Raw genomic sequence first — 18,594 nt, 5'->3', positions numbered from 1 at the left:
GATCGACCCTCTCGAAGAGATGCGTCACTCATCGGAGACCTCCAACCCACGCGAGGGGCGATAGACCACATTGACCGGTCGCCCCCGGACGAACTCGTTGTCGGGCCGTCGATCGGTGTCCGTCGCCGTGTTCCGCACCGGACCGTTGCCACCGACCCGGGAGGGAACCACCACCGGATCCGGGTCGCGTTCGTTCCACGACCCGTCGCTGATCGGAGAGGTGTCCACCACACGGCTGCTCTCGCCACCTGCCCCGGCAGCGGGCAGCGCTCCGGTGGCCCGTTGCGTCGCACCCGGGCGCTGCTGTCCTCCACCGGGGTGGTCCGCCGCGGAGGTGCCACCCGCGCGTGCGGCGGGGATCGCCGTCCCGGGCACCGTCCCTTCCCGACCACCGTCGTGCCGTGCCGTGGGTCGATCCATGCGTTCGGAGGTGACCGCCACCGGCGGCTCCACGGACTCGGGACGGCCACGTCCGGCACGACTGTCGTTCGACGAGGAGGAGTACTCCCCGTCCTCGGACGCACGCACCCGCTCCCAGAAGTCGTCCTGGGCACCACTCTGCTGCCCGTCGGAACGCCCCCCGCGCGAACGGGAGAACAACGAAGGGGGGCTGGGCAACGCCCCGCCCGCGACGCCTGCCGAGAGCTGAACCATCTGCCCCATCCGGCGGATCGGTCTACCGATCATCAGGAAGATGAGGGTCAGCAGTCCGGCCAGCGCTATCTGGGTCAGCAGGGCGAATCCGCTTTGCGGGGCGAAGATCAGGTTCAGCACCACCGTGTGCACACCCGCCATCGCCGAGATGACCACCACGTTGAGCAGTGCGGAACCCGCGATACGACCGACACCGCGCAACACGTCGTGGTGCAGTATCGCGATGAGACCGATGAGCGGTCCCGTCAGGATCAGCACGCGCAGCAGCAACTGGGCCAGCAGGATCGCGGCCTTGGCCAGTAGCTGGAACGTGGTGTAGGCGAGCGCCTGGAGCATGCTCAGCATGCCCGCACCGATCCTGCTGCCGTCCACGCCCTGGAGGTAGCCGTAGGCCCCTCCCATCCGGGAGGCGACGTCTTCGAACTGCTGCTGTTTCTCCTGCCCGGAACCGTCGGCGGCGCCGGAAAGCACCTCCCGTTTCGTCCAGGCCTGCGCGTCCAGCAGCTCCATGCCCAGTTCCTCGGCCTTGGCCGAGTCGGGGTCACCGAACTCGCCGCGTAACCATCCTCGATAAACCACCTGGTTGTGCAGCAGGGTGGGTAGGCCGTCCCGCTCGTCGACACCGACCTCGCGCAGGAAGCCGCCCTGCACCGCGGAGGTGCCGGTGATCACTACGTCGTCCAGGGCCTGGGTGTAGACCAGCGGGGTCAGATAGGTGGCGCTGGCCAGCCACAGACCCGCGAGTGCCCAGGTGGTCCGCTTTCCGATGCTGGCGAGATCACCACGCCAGATGTAGCGGAACAGCAGCACGGCGAGTATCACCGCGACCACCCCGAACCAGGGGGTGAACACGCTGTCGTACAGCGCCACGGTGGCCTCGGCGATCATGTCGTCCAGCGGTTCCATGAGGTCGCCGGACAGCAGCGAGTAGTGCAGCGCGTTGGTCACGCCCACCAGGTTCTTGGCGACGTTGAACAGCTGGTTGCCGATCCAGGTGTCGACCATCGCGTTGGGGTTGCTGACCCCCTGCGGCCCGCAACCGAGATCGTAGGTGTGCCAGACCTGCCCGGCATAGCCGTACTTGTCGTAGGCACTGCCGCTCTGCCCCACACCGATCGGCGCCGGATCCAGCGCACCAACCATGCCGGTGCCGGGACGTCCCGGCGTCGGGGGTTCGGTGCAGTCCAACGGCTGCGCGTAGGCGGGAGCACCGGCCAGGGCCTGCAGTCCCAGTAGCGCGATCACGATCGTCAACGCGCCGCGACGGCCACGGCGGGGTGCCGGAGAACGAGCGGAACCGCGTGCCGCACGTCGAACTCCGGCGACCACCGTCGTGGTCGCCGCGGCCAGGATCAACAGCAACCACACGATCAGGTAACACCTCGTGCTCGGTCCCCGCCCCGGTAACCGTTACTGCTCCCGGGATCCTCGTCGGGATCGGTCTGGTGGTCGTCGCGGCCCACCCCCGCGGCGGTGAGCTCCCACTCGGCGAAATCCTCCAGCAGTTCCTCGTTCTCCTCGGAGACCGGTTCGTCCTCGGAGTCGGGACCGCCGATCTCGGCGATCGAGTCGGAGTTCGGCGTCAGCGCATCGTTCCCGCCCGAGGTGTTCTCCTCGGACTCCTCGGCCACCGGCGTGGTGTCCAGCGAATCGCGCAGGTGCTGCAGGTGCGGACCGCTGAAGTCGATCCTGATGCGTTCCACGCCGCCGTCACCGTCACCGAAGATGAACTGCCGCGGCGAACGGTCCCGTTCGGTGCTGGTGCGCGACGGCCCGGGGCGGCGCCCCAGCGCGGAAACGACCTGCTCGTACCCCGCGTCGACCGGCACCTTCAACAGCCGCAGCGCGTCGGACTGGGCCTGCTCGTCGTCGAGCCTGCCGATGAACACCGAGTCCAGCAGCGACACGAATCCCTGGATGCGCAGGAAGTCGTCGGGAATCTGGCTGGAAAGCAGCACACGCACGTTCCACTTCCGGGAGTCACGGGCGAAGCGGTTCATCAGCACCCGACCGGTGGGAACCTCGGACAGGAAGAACGCCTCGTCGATCCAGACCCCCTTGCGTTCCTCCTTCGGTCGCTCGTAGACGGTGCGCTGGGTCAGCCACGCCGCCAGGTTGAGCAGCTGGACACCAAGGGCCTCGCTGTCGGTCCAGTGCTCGCGGCCGACCCCGTCCTTCGGGAGGGTCAGCCCGGCCATGGTGAGCACGGTCAGCCGGTCCTCCCTGCGCTGCGAGTAGGGATCGGCGTCGGCTTCCGGGATCAACAACGACATGCGCTCGCGGACCTCGTCGAGGAAGTCCGCGACCACCACGGCGTGCTCGTGGTGCTCACTGGCATCTCTGCGCAACGCCTCGAACACCATGCCTGGGTGCGCGTCGGGCCTGCCGCCGACGGCCCGGACCGCGCGCAGCAGCACGATGCGGGTCTGCGGCATCCGGGCTACGTCGTAGGGCAACAGGCCGGTGAGCACGTCGAGCACCAGTCGGCGTCTGGTGGCCGCGGCCAGCGCGCGTTCCCGCCGCCAGCTGCGCTCCGGGTCCTCCTCGTCCACGAAGTGTTCCAGCTCCGGCTCGGCGACGACCCGGTACGGATTGAGGATCCCCGGTTGCGCGTTGAGCAGGTTGATCGGACGCGCGTAGGGCCGCAGTTCGGGCAGCTCGCACAGTTCGGCCAACGGACCGGACGGGTCCAGCAACGTCCAGTAGGCCCCGGAACGCAGCGTCTTGTACACCAGTCCGCCACCGAGGAAGGACTTCCCGCCGCCGAGGCCCGCGACCATGGCGGTCAGCCCGGAGGCGTCGCGCACCTCCTGCGCCATCCACGGGTCCCAGGCCACCGGGCGCCGCGTGGCGGTGCAGGTCTCGCCCAGCAGCACCCCTCTGCGGTCCCCCACCTCGGCGGTGGCCTGCGGCACCGAGGACGCGGCCCACACGACGGAGCCGCGACGCATGTAGGCCCCCGAGGCGAGCGGCTCACCCGGGATGAACTCCCGCGCCATGGCGTACTGGGCCTCGGGATGCTCGATCGCCACCTTGGGTTTGTAGAGATCGAGCAACTGCTGGGCCAGCCGCAGCGCGTCACGTTCGGTCGGCCCGGACACCGACATGCGCCACCAGGAACGCACCCTGGTGGCCAACGCGGTGAAGCCCGAGGTCATCTCGTCGTCGATCTCCAACACCCTGCCCGCCTGTCGGGAGAGCGAGGTGGGCGGCTCCAGGCCGTGTTCCTCGGTGTAGTGGCGTACCTGGGAGCGCACCTTGTTCATCTGGCGCTGCAGCTCCCCACCGACGTCCTCCGGCCGACGGACGTAGATGCGGGCGGACCACTCGACCGGAGCGGGCAGCCGGTCGGAGTGCTGCAGCCAGGGATCGTCCACTTCGGGGATCTGCAGTCCGTGCGTCTGACCGAGGGTCAGCACTGCCACCTGTCTGCTCACTCCGGCGTTGGAGCCGGTACGTCCCCGGACGGTGACCGTGGGGGCGTAGGGCTCCTGGTGCATGTCGGCGGCGTCGGTGAAGGAGGCCAGGTCCTCGGGTTGCCAGTCGCTGCTGGGGGTCGCGGGCAGGTTTCGCGGGGCGGGCAGCCCGAGCGAACAGGAGCGGTGCATCAACCAGGAGACTTCCTCGGCGGTGACCGGCCTGCCGTCCAGACCCGCCGAGCCGATCACCTGGTCCAGGTGCTCGATCTCGCTGTCCAGGGCAACCAGTTCGGCGTCGACGGCCTCCGGGAACACTCGACGCAGCAGCGGCGCGGCCCGCTCGACCGCGCGGTCGACCACGTTGCGGGTCTGGACCTGCACCCCCAGGTAGACCTCCTTCTCGGCCATCGAGCGGCCCATGAGCTGCTGCTGTTCGCCGACCATGTAGTCGTCGAAACTCAACGCACCCGACACATCGGGGATCGGGTTGTGCGCGTTACGTACGTGCGCCTCGGCCCACATCCGGATCGGATAGGGCCGGTTCGTCACGCGCAGGTGCAGCCAACGTCCCTGCAACTCGGCGTACTGCCCGGCGATGGCGGCGATGAGGTCCTGGCGCTGCGAATCGGATCTGAACGACCAGCGCTGGGGGGAGAGTCGGTACCAGGCGAACACGTCCTGGCCGGTCCGCAGCAGATGACCGTCGATGGAGCGGGCCGCTATCGACGGCGTGTAGCTGGGTAGGGACTGTTCCCCGGAAGGCTTGCGCTCCTTGCGCTTGCTCCGCCGCCCGGTATTCGACGCCTTTTGCGGCGCGGCACGGTACTGCTGCCCCGAGGCCCGCTTGGAATCGTTCTCACGACCTCGCCCGCGACCGAACACCGCGAACCTCCTTGCTACGCACACGACTGTTGGGGGGACTGGCTCGTCCGACGGAACCGGAGCGATCACGCGGGGTCCGGACCTCGCGAGCGGGGCGGGGAGCTTCACCCTGCCGAGCGGGTCCGGCGGGTGTGGACCCGGCGGCGGGTCGCTTCCGGCGGGCGGCTCGCCTCCCACGTCGGGACTGTTTGGAGCGGGCGGGGCGGGGACGTCGCGAACTGACCCGCACGGCGGCGGCGCTCGCGGCTCCTCCCCTTCCCCGCATGGACCGGCGCGGCGCCGTCAGTTCACGCAACCACATCACCATCACGGCGCTCAGCGGTCGTTCGTGGCTGATTCGGGAACAGATCAGTCGGGTCAGCGCGATCGTGATGACCACGGCCCACGCTGTGGAGAAGAAACCGAAGCCGATGTTCATCCGACGCTCCGCTGCGAGCACCAGCAGAAAGACCAGGATTCCCACGCCCCAGGCGACGTAGCGGGCGCGCCACGGGAAGGTCGCCTTCGGCGGGCCCAGCCAGACGGCGTCCACCCGATAGATCTCGTCGTCGGTACGTACCTGCATATCCTTGCCACCTGCCCATCGGGCCGAACTCTCGGTCGTTACCCACCGCTGGTGCTGAACAGGCCGGCTATGAAGGTTCCGATGTCCACACCGGTACCGCTGACCGCGAGTCCGATGATCGCCAGTGCGACGAAGACGCCTCCGACACGGCGCATCACACCCGCGTTGTCGCCCTTGCCGCCGCCCAGCCACAGCAGCAGCAGTGCCACGGTCAACAGCAACAGCGGGAGCAGATTGTTCAGAATCCATTCCCGGATGCCGTCGGTGTTCAGATCTGTCTGCGCGAGCACCGTCACCGGCGACCGCGTCATGACGAACGTTGCGATCGGGTCGGGGGCTGGTAGTGGCACGGCGGTCATTGTTACCTCTGTGTACGAGCGGTTGTCGGCTTTTTTCGACAAACCGGGGGATGCCCGGCACGCGGTATCGAGTAGAACATGGCACGTGTCCCGGAAGTAGTGGTAGCGCCCACCGGGTGTGGCGTCGAACGTGTCACTCTTACAGCATGCCCGCCGAGCCTGAAAACCACTCGTACGGCGCAACTTCGTGTCGCACGGTCCGGCGGGGATTCACCCGTTCGTCCACACCGAGCCGTTTGCTGTCCCGAGTGGAAGGTTCGACAGTGGCCAACCGTGGACCATCCTTTCTTAGCCGGCGGACTCCGACAACGGCCCCGGTGGTCAGTCGGCGCCCACACCGATGATGCCGGATCTCACATCACACTTCCGTGAAGCCAGTGTCGATCATCGTCGCACGTACTCCCCGTTCGGGTGGCAGCGGCGGAGAAGGGGCACGAGTTACCGAATCCCCGAATTGGCGACGAGCAGAAAACCGCGCATCGCGAAACGCCGGTCCTCGAGCAGTCGCATGGCATGCCGCCAATCGGCGAGGTCAACCCGACCGTCGGCGAGGACGCGTTCCCGCAACTGGGTGAAATTGGTCCGGATCAGCTCACACCCGGGCGAGCCACCCCGCCACACCTCGGCTGTTGCCGTGGAATAGACCCGGCTCAGTTCCGTCCGACACAGCTCGCCGTAGAGGTGTCGTCCCCAGTGTATGTCGGCCCCCATGGCGGACATGGCGTCCAGATAGGACCACAACACGCGGTCGAAAACCTCCGCGTCCGCCTCGCTGGGAGCACAAACGGTTCCCGCGCCCTCGACGTCGAAGTCCTCGAGCAGCAGAACCCCGCCGGGCTTGAGTGCCCCCACCAGCTGCCGCAGCAGGTCGCATCGCCCTTCGAGCAGAATCAGCAGCAGTCTGCCGTGGACCAGGTCGTAACCGCCCTCGGCGAGTCGATCCACGGTGAGATCGTGCTCGACGACTCGCAGGTTCCTCGCGGCCGCGTACCGCAAGCCACGAAGATCCAGGTCGGTGGCGATGACCTCACCGCCCCGACCGACCCTTCCCGCCAGCCACACCGCCAGCGAACCGCTCCCCGCCCCCACGTCGAGACACCGCCAACCCGCACGTACGCCGCAGTCGAGCAGCCTTCGGGCGCTGATGTGGTCGAAGGCCCTGTCCAGGGCACCGAGATGGGTCGCGGTGAGTCGGTCGTCCGAGGCGAAGACATACCCTGCCAAGCCGATCTCCCAATTTCACGGGCGGGGTCGGATCCCGCTGCCCGGTTCGGTCGCCTTCCAGCACGGGAGACGTCGGCAAGAGGCAGCGGTACGTCGTCGACTCACCTTTCGCGAAGGACCACTCGGCGAAACGTCCCGCCTGCTCTCGCTCCTGGTGGGCCCGACATCGATTGGTTACCACGCCATCTCGGATCTTTTCTCCCGAAAACGCGGCACGATCGAACCAACGGGTGATCGGATCGCTGCTCGGGATGGGCGTCGGGGGTCCTCGCCGGGGCGCCGAGAAGCACGGCCGGACTACCGAGCACGACGGACATGTCCGGATCGGAAGAAGCACTGACAGCGGACGGCGGAAACGCCGCCCGAGAGAGCGGACGAGTCGACCTGTAAGCCGGATCCTGTACGCGGCGAACGCCCGAGGCGTTCGCCGCGTGGCGGCCATCCATCTAGGCCCGCCGTTACCGACGGGCTCCAGCGGTCTACCCGCAAGTCTCGGGCGGGCCGCCCTCGAACACTTGCGCAGACACCGACAACGGTGCCCTCTTGACCTTGCTCCGGGTGGGGTTTACCGAGCCGTCCCCGTCACCGGGGGCGCTGGTGGTCTCTTACACCACCCTTTCACCCTTACCCGACCGAGCAGTACGGTCGAGCGGTTTGCTTTCTGTGGCACTTTCCCGAGGGTCACCCCTGGTTGCCGTTAGCAACCACCCTGCCCTGTGGAGTCCGGACTTTCCTCGACGGGGCCGAACCCCGTCGCGGCCGCCCGGTCGACTCGTCCGCACCACCATTCTAGTAGGAGTTGGGCGCCCCCGTTCGCCCCAGGGGACCGTTCGCCCCAGGGGACCGATTGCGGGAACCTCCCGTCCGCTCTCGCTCGCGAGTGGTGGCGGGACCGAGGGGTGCCCACCACTTCGGGCACTGCTCGCGGGAGCGGAGGCGGGAGGAATCCCGACAACCAGGGCCGCGGACCGACAACTTTGCCGACCGCCGGTCGAATCGGTCGCTCAGGCCCTCGAGGAGACGGTGGTGCGATCCATGTCCTCGAGTGTCCGTCCCTTGGTCTCGGGGACCCACTTGAGCACGAACCACACCGACACGGCCGCGAAGGCGGTGTATCCGAGGTAGGTCATCGACAGGCTGATGTCGGACAACGGCGGGAAAGTGGCGGTGACCAGGAAGTTGGCCAGCCACTGGGCCGCTGCGGCGACAGCCAGCGCGGGAGCGCGGAACCGGTTCGGGAACATCTCGCCCAGCAGCACCCACACGACCGGACCCCACGAGATCGCGAAGAAGAACACGAAGACGTGCGCGGCGACCAGCGCCATCGGCCCGTACGGGTTGGCCAGGTTGGGTTCGCCGTCCACGGTGTTCGCGTGACTGAAGGCGAACGTGGCCAGTCCCAGCATGACCGTCATGCCCACCGAGCCGGTCAGTAGCAGCGGGCGTCGTCCGACCTTGTCGAGCAGTAGCAGGGCGATGACGGTGCCCAGCACGTTGAAGATCTGGGTGGACAGGCTCAGCAGCAGTGAACTGGACTCGTCGATGCCGACCGACTGCCACAGCGCCGACGAGTAGTAGAAGATGACGTTGATCCCGCCGAACTGCTGTAACACGGACAGCACGATGCCGATCCAGACGATCGGAAGCAGCCCGGAGCGCGCGCTGCGCAGATCCCGCACCCGAGGCCGGTGGTCGTTCACCACGGATTCCCGGATCTCGGTGAGCCGTTCGTCGACGTCGCCCTCCTCCGTGGTGTCCAGCACCTGTCGAGCACGGTCGAAGTGACCCCGGGTGACCAGGTAACGCGGTGATTCCGGAATGGTGAACGCCAGCGCCCCGTAGAGAACCGCGGGAACCGCCTCCACCGCCAGCATCCACTGCCAGGCGTCGAGCCCCAGCAGCGGCTCCGCTGCACCTCCGGCCGCACCGGCGATGGCCCAGTTGATCACCTGGGAGATCGCGATGCCCAGCACGATGGCCAGTTGTTGCAGGGTGCCGAGTCGTCCCCTGCGCCGGGCCGGAGCGATCTCGGCGATGTAGGCCGGTGCGATCACCGAGGCCATGCCGACCGCGACGCCACCGATGAGCCGCCAGAACGTGAAGTCCCAGACGGTGAACGGCAGTGCCGACCCGATCGCGCTCAGCAGGAAAAGCACCGCGGCGGTGCGCATCGTGACCAGTCGGCCGTACCGGTCGGCGAGCGTTCCGGCGTTCCACGCGCCGAGGGCGGACCCGATCAGGGCCATGGCGACGGCCAGCCCGGTGACGACCGAACCGACCCCGAAGGTTTCCCGGATCGAGGTGACGGCTCCGTTGATCACGGCGGTGTCGTAGCCGAAGAGGAACCCGCCGAGCGCCGCCACCGAGGCGAAGTGGGCTGTGCGCAGTGGGCGGGCGTGAGATCCGGCACCCGAGGTGCCGGTGGTGGAATGGAAGGACATCTATGCTCCATTGCACTTAAGGGGAAGTGTGACCCAGCAATGGTTGGTAAGGATCGTATCCTTACTAATGCGTGTCAATACGGTGAACGACTGTTACTCAGGGTTTCGATCGGTCACCGAGAGCTATAGCGCTCGCGGTCGGTGGTGATCCGTGAGCCGTACGAGGAGGTTTTCGCGGCATGGCCGACCCACGGACGGTCCGGCAGCTGAACCGACAGCACATGATCGAGCTGTTCAGCGACGGCCAAGCGCGCTCACGCGCGGCTGTGGCCCGCACGACCGGTCTGACCAAGCCCTCGGTGTCCTCGATCATCGACTCGCTGCTCGAGGAGGAGCTGCTCGTCCCGGCCGGAGTCGGCGAGGCTGCCGGAGCGGGCGGTCGCAGGCCGAACCTCGTGATCTTCAACCCGGACGCGCGTGCCTACGTGGGTGTCCACCTGGGGGTACGCAACAGTTCGGTGGCCGTGGCCGACGCGCTGGGCAGGACGCTGGCGCGGGCCTCGGCTCCCAGCTCGGTCGGCGACGCGGCAGCGGGTGTGAACCGGCTGGAACCACTCGTCCACGAAGCGGCGGAACGAGCGGGAGTTCCCGTGGAGCGCATCTCCTCCGTCGGGGTTTCGGTCTCCGGACTGGTCGACCACCGCGGCGGACGTTGTCTGCTGGCCCCGAATCTGGACTGGCACGACGTGCCGCTCCGGGAATGGGTCGAGGAGCTGTTCGGCGTCCCCGCGGTGATCTACAACGAGGCGCACGCCGGTGCGTTGGCGGAACAACGCTTCGGTTGGGGTGACGGTATCGCCAACTTCGTCCGGATCATGGTCGACACGGGCATCGGCGCGGGCGTTGTGCTGGACTCGCGGTTGTTCTCGGGGGCGACGGGAATCGGCGGCGAGATCGGGCACTGCCGCGTGGAGGACAACGGTCGGCAGTGCGCCTGCGGCAACTCGGGATGTCTGGAGAGCGTGGCCTCACGACCCGCGATTCTGCAGTCGGTGCGCGAGGCCGCCGAGGACGGAATCCCGACCGCGCTCGCGCCCGACTGCGACATCGACGCCGTGCTGCACGCCGCCGAGCACGGCGATGCCGGGGCGACGGCAGCGCTGCGGCGGGCTGGTACGGCGCTGGGACGCGGAATCGCCTACCTCCGCAACGTGCTCAATCCGGATCTGGTCGTGCTCGGAGGTGCGGTGACCCGGGCGGGCGAGGTACTGCGGCATCCGATGGACCAGGCGGTGCGGTGCTCCTCGCTACCGCACTCCGCCTGCCGCCTGGTTACGAGCTCGTTGCACCATGCCGAGCTCGACGGCGCCGTGGTGCTGGCACGCGAACACGTCGCTCTCTGAACAGCGGTGAGTGCCGTCAGAGACTTCGAAGGTGTGAAGTGTCGTTGACCAACCGAACCGAGGCGTTGCCGTCAGGATAGAACTCGGCCACCGACAGCGAGGCAAGATCGAGGTGGAGCCGGTAGAACAGCTCGGGCCCGGCTCCCAGGGCCATGCGTAACAGCGCCTTGATCGGGGTGACGTGGGTGACGAGCACGATCGTTCGTCCCGCGTAATCCCGCAACAGCTGGTTTCGCATCTCGTCGACCCGCTCGAAGACCTCGTTCATGCTCTCGCCCTCCGGAGGTGGCACCGCGGGATCACCGAGCCAGCTGCGATGCAGCTCGGGGTACCGCTGTGCCGCCTCGGTGAAGGTCAGCCCCTCCCAGGCACCGAAGTCGGTCTCCACCAACCCCTCGTACGGAACCAGCTGGCCGCCGATGGCCGTGGCCACCGTTTCGGCGGTACCGCGAGCCCGGCTCAACGGTGAGGAAAGCACCGGGGCCGCTCCCTCGCCGGCAACGAGCTCCTCCATCGTCAGCAGTCGCCCGGCGGCGGCCCGGGCCTGGCGCCTCCCCAGCTCGGTGAGCGGGACGTCCCCCCGGCCGGAGTAGCGTTTGTCCACCGACATGGGGGACTGCCCGTGCCGCAGCAACAACAACCGCGTGGGGGCTCCCACGGCGCCGCTCCAACTGGCGACACCACTCGGCGTGGAGTCGGCCCCGGCGGCTTCGGTCGTAGCGGCTCGCTCAGCGGGTTCGGGCGTCCCGGCGGCCCCGGCGGGCACCGTCGATCCCGCTTCGGGCGGCGGGGTGGCTTCGGAGGGCGGCTCCGCACCGTCGTCCTGCCGGTCCATGGCCTCGTTGGCGAGCCGGTCGGCGTGTTTGTTGCGCTCCCGTGGAATCCACTGGAACCGCGCGGAGGTGAACCGCGACACGAGCTTCCGCGCCTCGGCGGCCAACGGTTGCAACGCCTGGTTCTTGACCCGCCACCTGCCCGACATCTGTTCGACGACGAGTTTGGAGTCCAGCCGGATCTCGGCCTCCGCCGCGCCGAGTTCCAGGGCCGCGTCCAGACCGGCGATCATGCCGCGGTATTCGGCGACGTTGTTGGTCGTCTCCCCCAGACCACCGGAGCGCTCGGCCAGCACCCGTCCGTCCGCGGCGTCGCGAACCACCGCTCCGTAGCCCGCCGCGCCCGGATTACCGCGTGACCCGCCATCGGCCTCGACGATCACCCGTGTGCTCACTGCCCCGACTCCTTGGTACGCACCATGATCGCGCCGCACTCCTCACAGCGCACCACATCGTCCGCCTCGGCCTCCCGCACCGAGGCGAGCGCCGCCCGGTCCAGTTCGAGACGGCAGGCCCCGCACCTGTTCCCCTGCAGATATCCGGCACCCGAACCACGCTGCTGCCTGATGCGTTCGTAGAGGTCGAGAAGCTGCTGCGGTATGTCGGCGACCAGCGACTCCCGTTCGGCCAGTCGCTTGGCCTCGTCACTTTCCAGGTCGGCCAACGCTTCGTCACGAGCGTGTCGCGCGTCCTCCAGTTCGGACTCCGCGGTGTTGACCTCCTGCTGGGCGTGCGAAACGTCGGTCTCCTGGGCTTCGCGGCGCTCCATGACCTCCAGCATGTCGTCCTCCAGCGCCGCCTCGCGCCTGCTGAGGGTGCTCATCTCGTGCTGCAGGTCCTCCAGCTGCTTGGAGGAGTCGGTGGAGTCCATCATCCGGCGGTCGCGCTGTTGCCTCGACCGCACCTGATCGACCTCGTTCTCCAGCCGCTCGACCTCGCTGCGCAGATCGTCGAGTGTGGTCCGCGCTGCGACCAACGCGTCCTGCTTGGTCCGCATCTCGCGCTCGGCGGCGCCGATCCGTTCCAGCTCCGGAAGCGACCGCCTGCGGTGGTTGATGCGGTTGAGCTCGGCATCGACGTTGGCGACTTCGAGCAACCTGCGTTGTGCGGCGGGATCGGCTTTCACTCGGACTTCCTCCCAGTATCGGTGTCCGTGGCGTGCGCGTGCACCGTCCACGGATCGGTGCGGCACGCGGAGACGAGAACTTCGACAGTATCGGGCAACGCCGCGCCGAGGACATCGGCTGCCTGCTCGCACCAGGGCCACTCGCTGGCCCAGTGCGCGACGTCGACGAGGTTGGGAACACGCGTGTCGGGGACATCGGCACGCGAGAGGTGCTCGGCCGCCGGATGGTGCCGCAGATCCGCGGTGACGTAGACGTCCACCTCAGCCTCGACAGCGGCCGCCAGGTTCGAGTCACCCGAGCCGCCACACACTGCGACCCGCCGCACGGTGCGGTGCGGATCCCCCGCTCCGCGCGCCCCCCACGAGGTGGCGGGCAACGCGTCGGCGACCCGTTGCACGAAGCGTTCGAACGGTTCGGGCTCGGGCAGGGTTCCCAGCCTGCCCAGACCGGTCTCGGCCCCCTCGTGGTGCGGGCTGAGCGGACCGGTGACGGTCAGTCCGAGCCGCGCGGCCAGCGCGTCGGAAACACCGGGGCTGGCCGTGTCGGCGTTGGTGTGGGCGCAGTACAGCCCGATCCCGGCCCGGATCAACCGGTGCAGCAGGCGGCCCTTGGGGTCGTCGGCAGGCAGGGCGTGCACCCCGCGCAGCAGCAGCGGATGGTGCGAGACGAGCAGCTGGGCACCCTGCTCAACGGCGGCCTCGACGGTCTCCTCGACCGGATCGACGCAGCACAGCACACGTTCCACCGTCGCATCGGGATCGCCGCAGACCAACCCGACCGCATCCCACGACTCGGCGTAACTCGGCGGGTAGGCGGCTTCGAGTACGTCGAGCACATCCCTGATCCGTGTGGTCATCGAGTCGCTTCCCGTGTCGTGGATCGGTTTTCGGTAACGATGGCAACCGGCTCGTCGTCGGCGTGTGCCCAACCCCGGGAGTGCGGAGGCGCGACGAGTTCCCGCAGCGTCGTGACCAGTCGGGAGTTCTCCGTATCGCCGCGCACGGCCACCCGGATGTGGTCCTCGTCCAGCCCGGGGAAGGTGTCGGCCCGGCGTACCGCGATCCCGTGTTGCCGCAGCCCGGCACGCACCGAAGGACCGTCCGGCACCCGCAACAGCAGGAAGGGGGCAGCGGCGGGCAGGGCCACGTCGACTCCCGGGATCTCGGCGAGCTCGGCCGCCAGTTCGTCGCGGCACCGGGTGAGCAGGGCCGCCGCGCGTTGCGACTCGGCCACGGCGTCGGGTTCACAGCACGCCAGCAGGGCTTCCAGGCCGAGCGTGCCCACCGGCCAGTGCGGGCGGCGGTGCGTCAGCCGACGCAGCAGTTCCGGCTCTCCCAGCGCGTATCCGACCCGCAGTCCGGGCAGTCCCCACATCTTGGTCAGCGAACGAAGCACGAGCAGCCCGGGGATCCGTTCGGCGGCCAGCGATTCCGGCTCGTCGACCACCGCGTCGGCGAAGGCCTCGTCCACGACCAGCACCCGTCCGGGGCGGGCCAACGAACGCAGGGTCTCGGCGGGGTGCAGCACCGAGGTCGGGTTCGTGGGGTTGCCCAACACCACCAGGTCCGCCCGCTCGGGCACGGCCTCGGGCCGGAGTCGGTATCCGTCCGCCGGGTCGAGCAGCACGCGGGTGACGTCGACCCCGCCCTCGCGCAGCGCCAGCTCGGGCTCGGTGAACGAGGGATGCACCACCGCGGCCAGCTCCGGGCGCAGCGTGGGCAGCAGCGCGAATCCCTCCGCCGCCCCGGCGAGGGGCAGCACTTCCACGGGAGAACGGTCGTGCCGTCGAGCCACCGCGTACCGGGCCGCGAGGTCGTCCTCGGCGGAGGGGTAACCGCCCAGCCTGTCCAACGCGGCGATCAGCCGATCGCGCAACCACTCGGGGGGTTGTCGCAGCCGGACGTTGACCGCGAAGTCGAGCAGCTCGCCAGCGGCGTCCACATCTCCGTGATGGCGCAGCATCTCCCTGTCGTCCCGGCCAGTCATCCCCGGCAGTCTAGCTACCGCGCGGCTCGGACCGGACAGCGCCGGTGGTGCCGCGGGCACCGCCGGACGCCGGACTCGGCGGGCCCCGGAAAGCGTCACGTGGAAGAACCCGGCGCCCGGGCGATGCCGTTCGACGGGACACTGGGGGTGTGACATTCGATTCCACCACCAAGGCCTTCCACGTCTCGTTCGTCTGCACCGGCAACATCTGCCGGTCTCCCATGGCAGCGCTGGTGTTCGGTGAACACCTGCGACGTTCCGGGCTCTCCGACCGGGTCGAGGTGTCCAGCGCGGGCACCGGTCCCTGGCACGTCGGGGAATCGGCCGATCCGCGCACCAGCGCGGTGCTGGCGGACCACGGCTATCCCACCGAGCACACCGCCGCACAGCTCGACGAGCACCACCTCGGCGCGGACCTGCTGGTGGCCATGGACGCGGGGCACCTGCGCGTGCTCCGGGACGAGGTTCAGGACACCGACCGGGTCAGGCTGCTGCGCTCGTTCGACCCGAAGTCCGACGAGTGGGCGGAGGTGCCGGACCCCTACTTCGGTGGCGAGCGCGGTTTCGACGGGGCGATGGAGATGATCGAGGCCGCTGTCCCGGGACTGCTCGACCGGGTCAGGACCGGCCTGGGACTGCCCGGGTCGGGAGAGCGGGGTTCCGCCTCCTCGACCGAGACGCCGTCCCCTTCCGAGCCGGCCTCGTGAGCGCTCCTCGCACCGGTCGAGCGTGGAACCGACCGGAGCCGAGCGGAAATCACCCGGGTCCGACCGGAATCACGATAGGACAACCCGCGCGAGGGAGATGTGATGAGTCATTCTGGGCTGGCCGAGGCGGTCGCGGAACTGACGGGTGCCGAGGCGGCTGAGCCTCGTCGTCTCGGGGGTGGTGACGCCTCGGCGGCCTACGAGGTACGACTCGACGACGGCCGTATCGTGTTCGCCAAGGCCGCCCCGCCGAACATGCCGCACGTCCTGAGCGCCGAGGCGGCCTCACTGCGGTGGCTGGCCGAGGCGGACACGATACGGGTCCCCGAGGTCTTCGGCGCGGACGAACAGTGGCTGGTCACCGAGCACGTGGTCGAGGACTCTCCCACCGCCGAGGCGGCGGCTGAGTTCGGACGCGCACTCGCGCGGACGCATGCCGCCGGAGCCACCGCGCACGGCTGTCCTCCTCCGGGCGGCCCCTGGGACGCGTGGATCGGCCTGGCTCCGATGCGTAACGAGCCCGTGGCGGACTGGCCGACCTTCTACAGCACACTGCGCGTGGAGCCCTACGTGCGACGGTTGGTGGACGCGGGCACGCTGTACCACTCGGAGGCGGAGCCGATAACCGAACTCTGCGAACGGCTAGGCGAACTTCCCGGCGCCGACGAGGGAGCCGCCAGGCTGCACGGCGACCTGTGGAGTGGCAACGTGCACTGGGGACGAGCTCCGGCGGACGCGACTCACGTGTGGCTGATCGACCCGGCCGCGCACGGCGGGCACCGCGAGACCGATCTGGCGATGCTGCGGTTGTTCGGCTGTCCCCATTTGGAGCGGGTGCTGGCCGCCTACGAGGCCGAGACACCACTGGCGCCGGGCTGGCGCGAGCGGGTGGGGATACACCAGCTGTTCCCGCTGCTGGTGCACGGCGTGCTGTTCGGTCGCGGCTTCGCCCGCCAGGCCCATTCGGTCGCGCGGGAGGCGCTGCGCTCGTTCTGACCCAAGAGACGAGTCCCACTACCGGGTGGACCCGTGCGGCGCACCGGCCGTCGCCCGGCCTACCGTGGAGCCGTGCGTTTCGGGTTTCTACTGCGCCCCGGCTGGATCGCGTTGCTCCTGCTGGTGGGTGTTTTTTCCACGCTCTGCTTCACGGTGCTGTCACCGTGGCAGTTCAGCAGGCACAACGAGACGCAGGCGCGCAACGAGGCGATCCGAGCCTCGATGCGCGCGGAACCCGAGCCGTTGCGTGAGGTGTTGTCCCGTGGTGAGGCTCCGGGCTCCTCGACCGACTGGAAGCGGGTCACGTTCACCGGTCACTATCTTTCCCGAGGCGAGACGCTGGCCTGGCAGCGCACGGTACTCGGCGAACCCGCTTTCGAGGTGCTGACCCCGTTCCGGCTGGAGAGCGGCGGAACAGTGCTGGTCGACCGCGGGTTCATCCGCCCGGTGGAGTCCACCAGAGCCCCGGAGTACGCGTCCGCCCCGGAGGGAACGGTGCGGTTGACGGCACGGGTCCGCACGAACGAGCAGGACACCGAGCAGCGTTCGATGTTCCGCCACGACGGTCACCGGTGGACGTACGCGATCAACTCGAACACGGTGGAGCGCGGCGTGGATATCCCGATGCGCCCCGGTTACTTCACGCTGGTCTCCGAGCAGCCCGGTGTGCTGCAGGCGGTGCCACTGCCGAGGCTGGAGTCAGGTCCCTACCTCTCCTACGCGATGCAGTGGATCATCTTCGGAGTCATGGCTCCGCTGGCGGTGGGGTATCTGGTCTACAGCGAAGTGCGTTCCCCCCGCGCCCCGAACGGTCGGGGCGCGAGCGGAGGATCACCGGGTGAGAACACGTCCGGGAGCGGCGCGGCTGGCGGACGGAAGCGGAAATCCCGCATGTCGGTCGCCGAGGTGATCGCGGCGGAGGAACGACGGGAACGGGAGAACCAGGGGCAGGAGAACTCGTCGGGTACCTGAGCGGCGAGCTCTTCGCGGGACGACTCATCGCCGCCCGGCGACGAGCAGCGCCGTCACCGAGGCCAACGCACCCCCCACGGTCCCGATCAGCCTGGACAGTTCGACACTCCGCGTGATGTCGCCACCGTCGGCGGTACGCCCCTCCCCCAGCACGGGGCGGGTCTCTGCCTCGTGCTCGTAGTCGATCCGGCCTCCCAGCCTGATGCGCAGCGCACCGGCGAACGCCGCCTCGACCTGGCCCGCGTTGGGACTGGGGTGCGCCGAGGCGTCCCGGCGCCTGATCCGGCCGCTCTCGCGGGCCGAGCCACCGACCACCGGTGCGCACACCACGGTCAACATCGCGGTGGTGCGTGCCGGGAGCAGGTTCAGCAGATCGTCCAGTCGCGCCGCGGCCCAGCCGAACGCACGGTACCTGCTGCTCCGGTTCCCGATCATGGCGTCGAGCGTGTTGGCCGCCCGGTAACCGACGAGGCCGGGAACTCCCGCGATCGCACCCCAGAACAGCGGAGCGATGACCGCGTCCGAGGTGTTCTCCGCCACTGATTCGACCGTGGCACGCGCCAGCCCCTGGGTGTCGAGATCGTCGGCGCGGCGACCGCACAGTCCTCGCAGCCTGGAACGCGCCGCCGCCAACTCACCGGAGTCGAGATGGCCTGCCATCGCGCTTCCCTCCCGCGCCAGGGAGGCCCCGCCGAGCACACTCCAGGTGGTCAGGGCGGTCAACGTCGCTTCGGCGACCGGCGAACGCCGCACCATCCGTTGCGACAGCGCACCCAGTCCAACGGTCGCACCGACCAACCCGGCGGTGTGCAGCACGCCTGCCGAACGGTTGGGGCGGTAGGTGACCGACTCGGCTCGCTGCGCGATCCTGCCGAACGCCGCCACGGGGTGTCGGCGTCTCGGATCCCCCAGAACCGCGTCAGCGGCTACGCCGAGTAATAAACCGACCGCCCGCCCCGAGCTCACGGCAACTCCTCCTCGCAAGGTCGATCACGTCCGTGGCGCACGCTACCTTTCCGTGACGACACGAGGCACAGCGAGGTCGCGAGTAACGGAGTGTTTTCGGTGGCGGCCACGACCGGGGTT

15 protein-coding genes and 1 other RNA gene are annotated in these 18,594 nt (G+C 68.9%); 4 read left to right on the top strand and 12 right to left on the bottom strand.

The window, feature by feature from the left end:
• Nucleotides 1–24 precede the first annotated feature (24 nt).
• The 7 genes from ACOQFL_RS12280 to ACOQFL_RS12250 all read right to left on the bottom strand — a co-directional run bounded on the left by ACOQFL_RS12280 (nucleotide 25) and on the right by ACOQFL_RS12250 (nucleotide 9,544).
• Complete coding sequence (locus ACOQFL_RS12280) at nucleotides 25–2,022, bottom strand: hypothetical protein (protein ID WP_435544253.1); 1,998 nt, start codon at nucleotides 2,020–2,022, stop codon at nucleotides 25–27.
• A gap of 2 nt (nucleotides 2,023–2,024) precedes the next feature.
• Nucleotides 2,025–4,955 (bottom strand): ATP-binding protein, encoded by a 2,931-nt coding sequence (locus tag ACOQFL_RS12275; protein WP_435544252.1) that lies wholly within the window; start codon nucleotides 4,953–4,955, stop codon nucleotides 2,025–2,027.
• Nucleotides 4,930–5,520 (bottom strand): hypothetical protein, encoded by a 591-nt coding sequence (locus ACOQFL_RS12270; RefSeq protein WP_435544251.1) that lies wholly within the window; start codon nucleotides 5,518–5,520, stop codon nucleotides 4,930–4,932. Before ACOQFL_RS12270 ends, ACOQFL_RS12275 begins: the two co-directional genes overlap by 26 nt.
• A gap of 38 nt (nucleotides 5,521–5,558) precedes the next feature.
• Nucleotides 5,559–5,831 (bottom strand): hypothetical protein, encoded by a 273-nt coding sequence (locus ACOQFL_RS12265; RefSeq protein WP_092630970.1) that lies wholly within the window; start codon nucleotides 5,829–5,831, stop codon nucleotides 5,559–5,561.
• Nucleotides 5,832–6,317: 486 nt separating this feature from the next.
• Nucleotides 6,318–7,103 (bottom strand): class I SAM-dependent methyltransferase, encoded by a 786-nt coding sequence (locus ACOQFL_RS12260; RefSeq protein ID WP_435544250.1) that lies wholly within the window; start codon nucleotides 7,101–7,103, stop codon nucleotides 6,318–6,320.
• Nucleotides 7,104–7,474: 371 nt separating this feature from the next.
• An RNA gene (rnpB, locus tag ACOQFL_RS12255) (RNase P RNA component class A) lies at nucleotides 7,475–7,878 on the bottom strand.
• Nucleotides 7,879–8,107: 229 nt separating this feature from the next.
• Entirely contained in the window at nucleotides 8,108–9,544 is a 1,437-nt protein-coding gene (locus ACOQFL_RS12250) for a sugar porter family MFS transporter (RefSeq protein WP_435544249.1), read from the bottom strand.
• A gap of 179 nt (nucleotides 9,545–9,723) precedes the next feature.
• Here ACOQFL_RS12250 and ACOQFL_RS12245 point away from each other — a divergent pair, with 179 nt between their 5' ends.
• Nucleotides 9,724–10,887 (top strand): ROK family protein, encoded by a 1,164-nt coding sequence (locus ACOQFL_RS12245; RefSeq protein ID WP_435544248.1) that lies wholly within the window; start codon nucleotides 9,724–9,726, stop codon nucleotides 10,885–10,887.
• Between the two features lie 16 nt (nucleotides 10,888–10,903).
• Here the strand turns inward: ACOQFL_RS12245 and ACOQFL_RS12240 are convergent, their stop codons facing one another.
• The 4 genes from ACOQFL_RS12240 to cobC are packed head-to-tail and all read right to left on the bottom strand — an operon-like array spanning nucleotide 10,904 to nucleotide 14,833.
• Nucleotides 10,904–12,115, bottom strand: coding sequence for a bifunctional RNase H/acid phosphatase (locus tag ACOQFL_RS12240; protein ID WP_435544247.1), 1,212 nt, complete (start codon nucleotides 12,113–12,115; stop codon nucleotides 10,904–10,906).
• Nucleotides 12,112–12,846 carry a zinc ribbon domain-containing protein gene (locus tag ACOQFL_RS12235; RefSeq protein WP_435544246.1) on the bottom strand — a complete coding sequence of 245 codons (735 nt, stop codon included), beginning with the start codon at nucleotides 12,844–12,846 and terminating at the stop codon, nucleotides 12,112–12,114. The genes ACOQFL_RS12240 and ACOQFL_RS12235 overlap by 4 nt, the downstream gene beginning before the upstream one ends.
• Nucleotides 12,843–13,703: a Nif3-like dinuclear metal center hexameric protein gene (locus ACOQFL_RS12230; RefSeq protein ID WP_435544245.1), complete on the bottom strand. Its 861-nt coding sequence runs from the start codon at nucleotides 13,701–13,703 to the stop codon at nucleotides 12,843–12,845. Before ACOQFL_RS12230 ends, ACOQFL_RS12235 begins: the two co-directional genes overlap by 4 nt.
• Entirely contained in the window at nucleotides 13,700–14,833 is a 1,134-nt protein-coding gene (gene cobC, locus ACOQFL_RS12225) for an Rv2231c family histidinol phosphate aminotransferase CobC (RefSeq protein WP_435544244.1), read from the bottom strand. The genes ACOQFL_RS12230 and cobC overlap by 4 nt, the downstream gene beginning before the upstream one ends.
• A 149-nt stretch (nucleotides 14,834–14,982) precedes the next feature.
• Between cobC and ACOQFL_RS12220 the strand changes: the two genes are divergently transcribed.
• From ACOQFL_RS12220 to ACOQFL_RS12210, 3 genes are all read left to right on the top strand, one after another.
• Entirely contained in the window at nucleotides 14,983–15,540 is a 558-nt protein-coding gene (locus ACOQFL_RS12220) for a low molecular weight protein-tyrosine-phosphatase (RefSeq protein ID WP_435544243.1), read from the top strand.
• 102 nt (nucleotides 15,541–15,642) lie between these two features.
• Nucleotides 15,643–16,536 carry a fructosamine kinase family protein gene (locus tag ACOQFL_RS12215; RefSeq protein ID WP_435544242.1) on the top strand — a complete coding sequence of 298 codons (894 nt, stop codon included), beginning with the start codon at nucleotides 15,643–15,645 and terminating at the stop codon, nucleotides 16,534–16,536.
• A 72-nt stretch (nucleotides 16,537–16,608) separates the two neighbouring features.
• Nucleotides 16,609–17,508 (top strand): SURF1 family cytochrome oxidase biogenesis protein, encoded by a 900-nt coding sequence (locus ACOQFL_RS12210; protein WP_435544241.1) that lies wholly within the window; start codon nucleotides 16,609–16,611, stop codon nucleotides 17,506–17,508.
• Between the two features lie 24 nt (nucleotides 17,509–17,532).
• Here the strand turns inward: ACOQFL_RS12210 and ACOQFL_RS12205 are convergent, their stop codons facing one another.
• Nucleotides 17,533–18,474: a cobalamin biosynthesis protein gene (locus ACOQFL_RS12205; RefSeq protein WP_435544240.1), complete on the bottom strand. Its 942-nt coding sequence runs from the start codon at nucleotides 18,472–18,474 to the stop codon at nucleotides 17,533–17,535.
• Nucleotides 18,475–18,594 lie beyond the last annotated feature (120 nt).

Origin of the sequence: Actinopolyspora sabaoui, assembly GCF_051225635.1 — a bacterium.
In the GTDB taxonomy this organism is placed as follows: domain Bacteria; phylum Actinomycetota; class Actinomycetes; order Mycobacteriales; family Pseudonocardiaceae; genus Actinopolyspora.
Note: the sequence above shows the minus strand (reverse complement) of the source record. Positions and strands in the feature narration are given on the sequence as shown.

Coding starts and splice junctions, on each gene's coding strand:
- ACOQFL_RS12265 (WP_092630970.1), bottom strand. CDS start 5,831: ATGACGCGGTCGCCGGTGACGGTGCTCGCGCAGACAGATCTGAACACC.
- ACOQFL_RS12230 (WP_435544245.1), bottom strand. CDS start 13,703: ATGACCACACGGATCAGGGATGTGCTCGACGTACTCGAAGCCGCCTAC.
- cobC (WP_435544244.1), bottom strand. CDS start 14,833: ATGACTGGCCGGGACGACAGGGAGATGCTGCGCCATCACGGAGATGTG.
- ACOQFL_RS12215 (WP_435544242.1), top strand. CDS start 15,643: ATGAGTCATTCTGGGCTGGCCGAGGCGGTCGCGGAACTGACGGGTGCC.
- ACOQFL_RS12245 (WP_435544248.1), top strand. CDS start 9,724: ATGGCCGACCCACGGACGGTCCGGCAGCTGAACCGACAGCACATGATC.
- ACOQFL_RS12250 (WP_435544249.1), bottom strand. CDS start 9,544: ATGTCCTTCCATTCCACCACCGGCACCTCGGGTGCCGGATCTCACGCC.
- ACOQFL_RS12270 (WP_435544251.1), bottom strand. CDS start 5,520: ATGCAGGTACGTACCGACGACGAGATCTATCGGGTGGACGCCGTCTGG.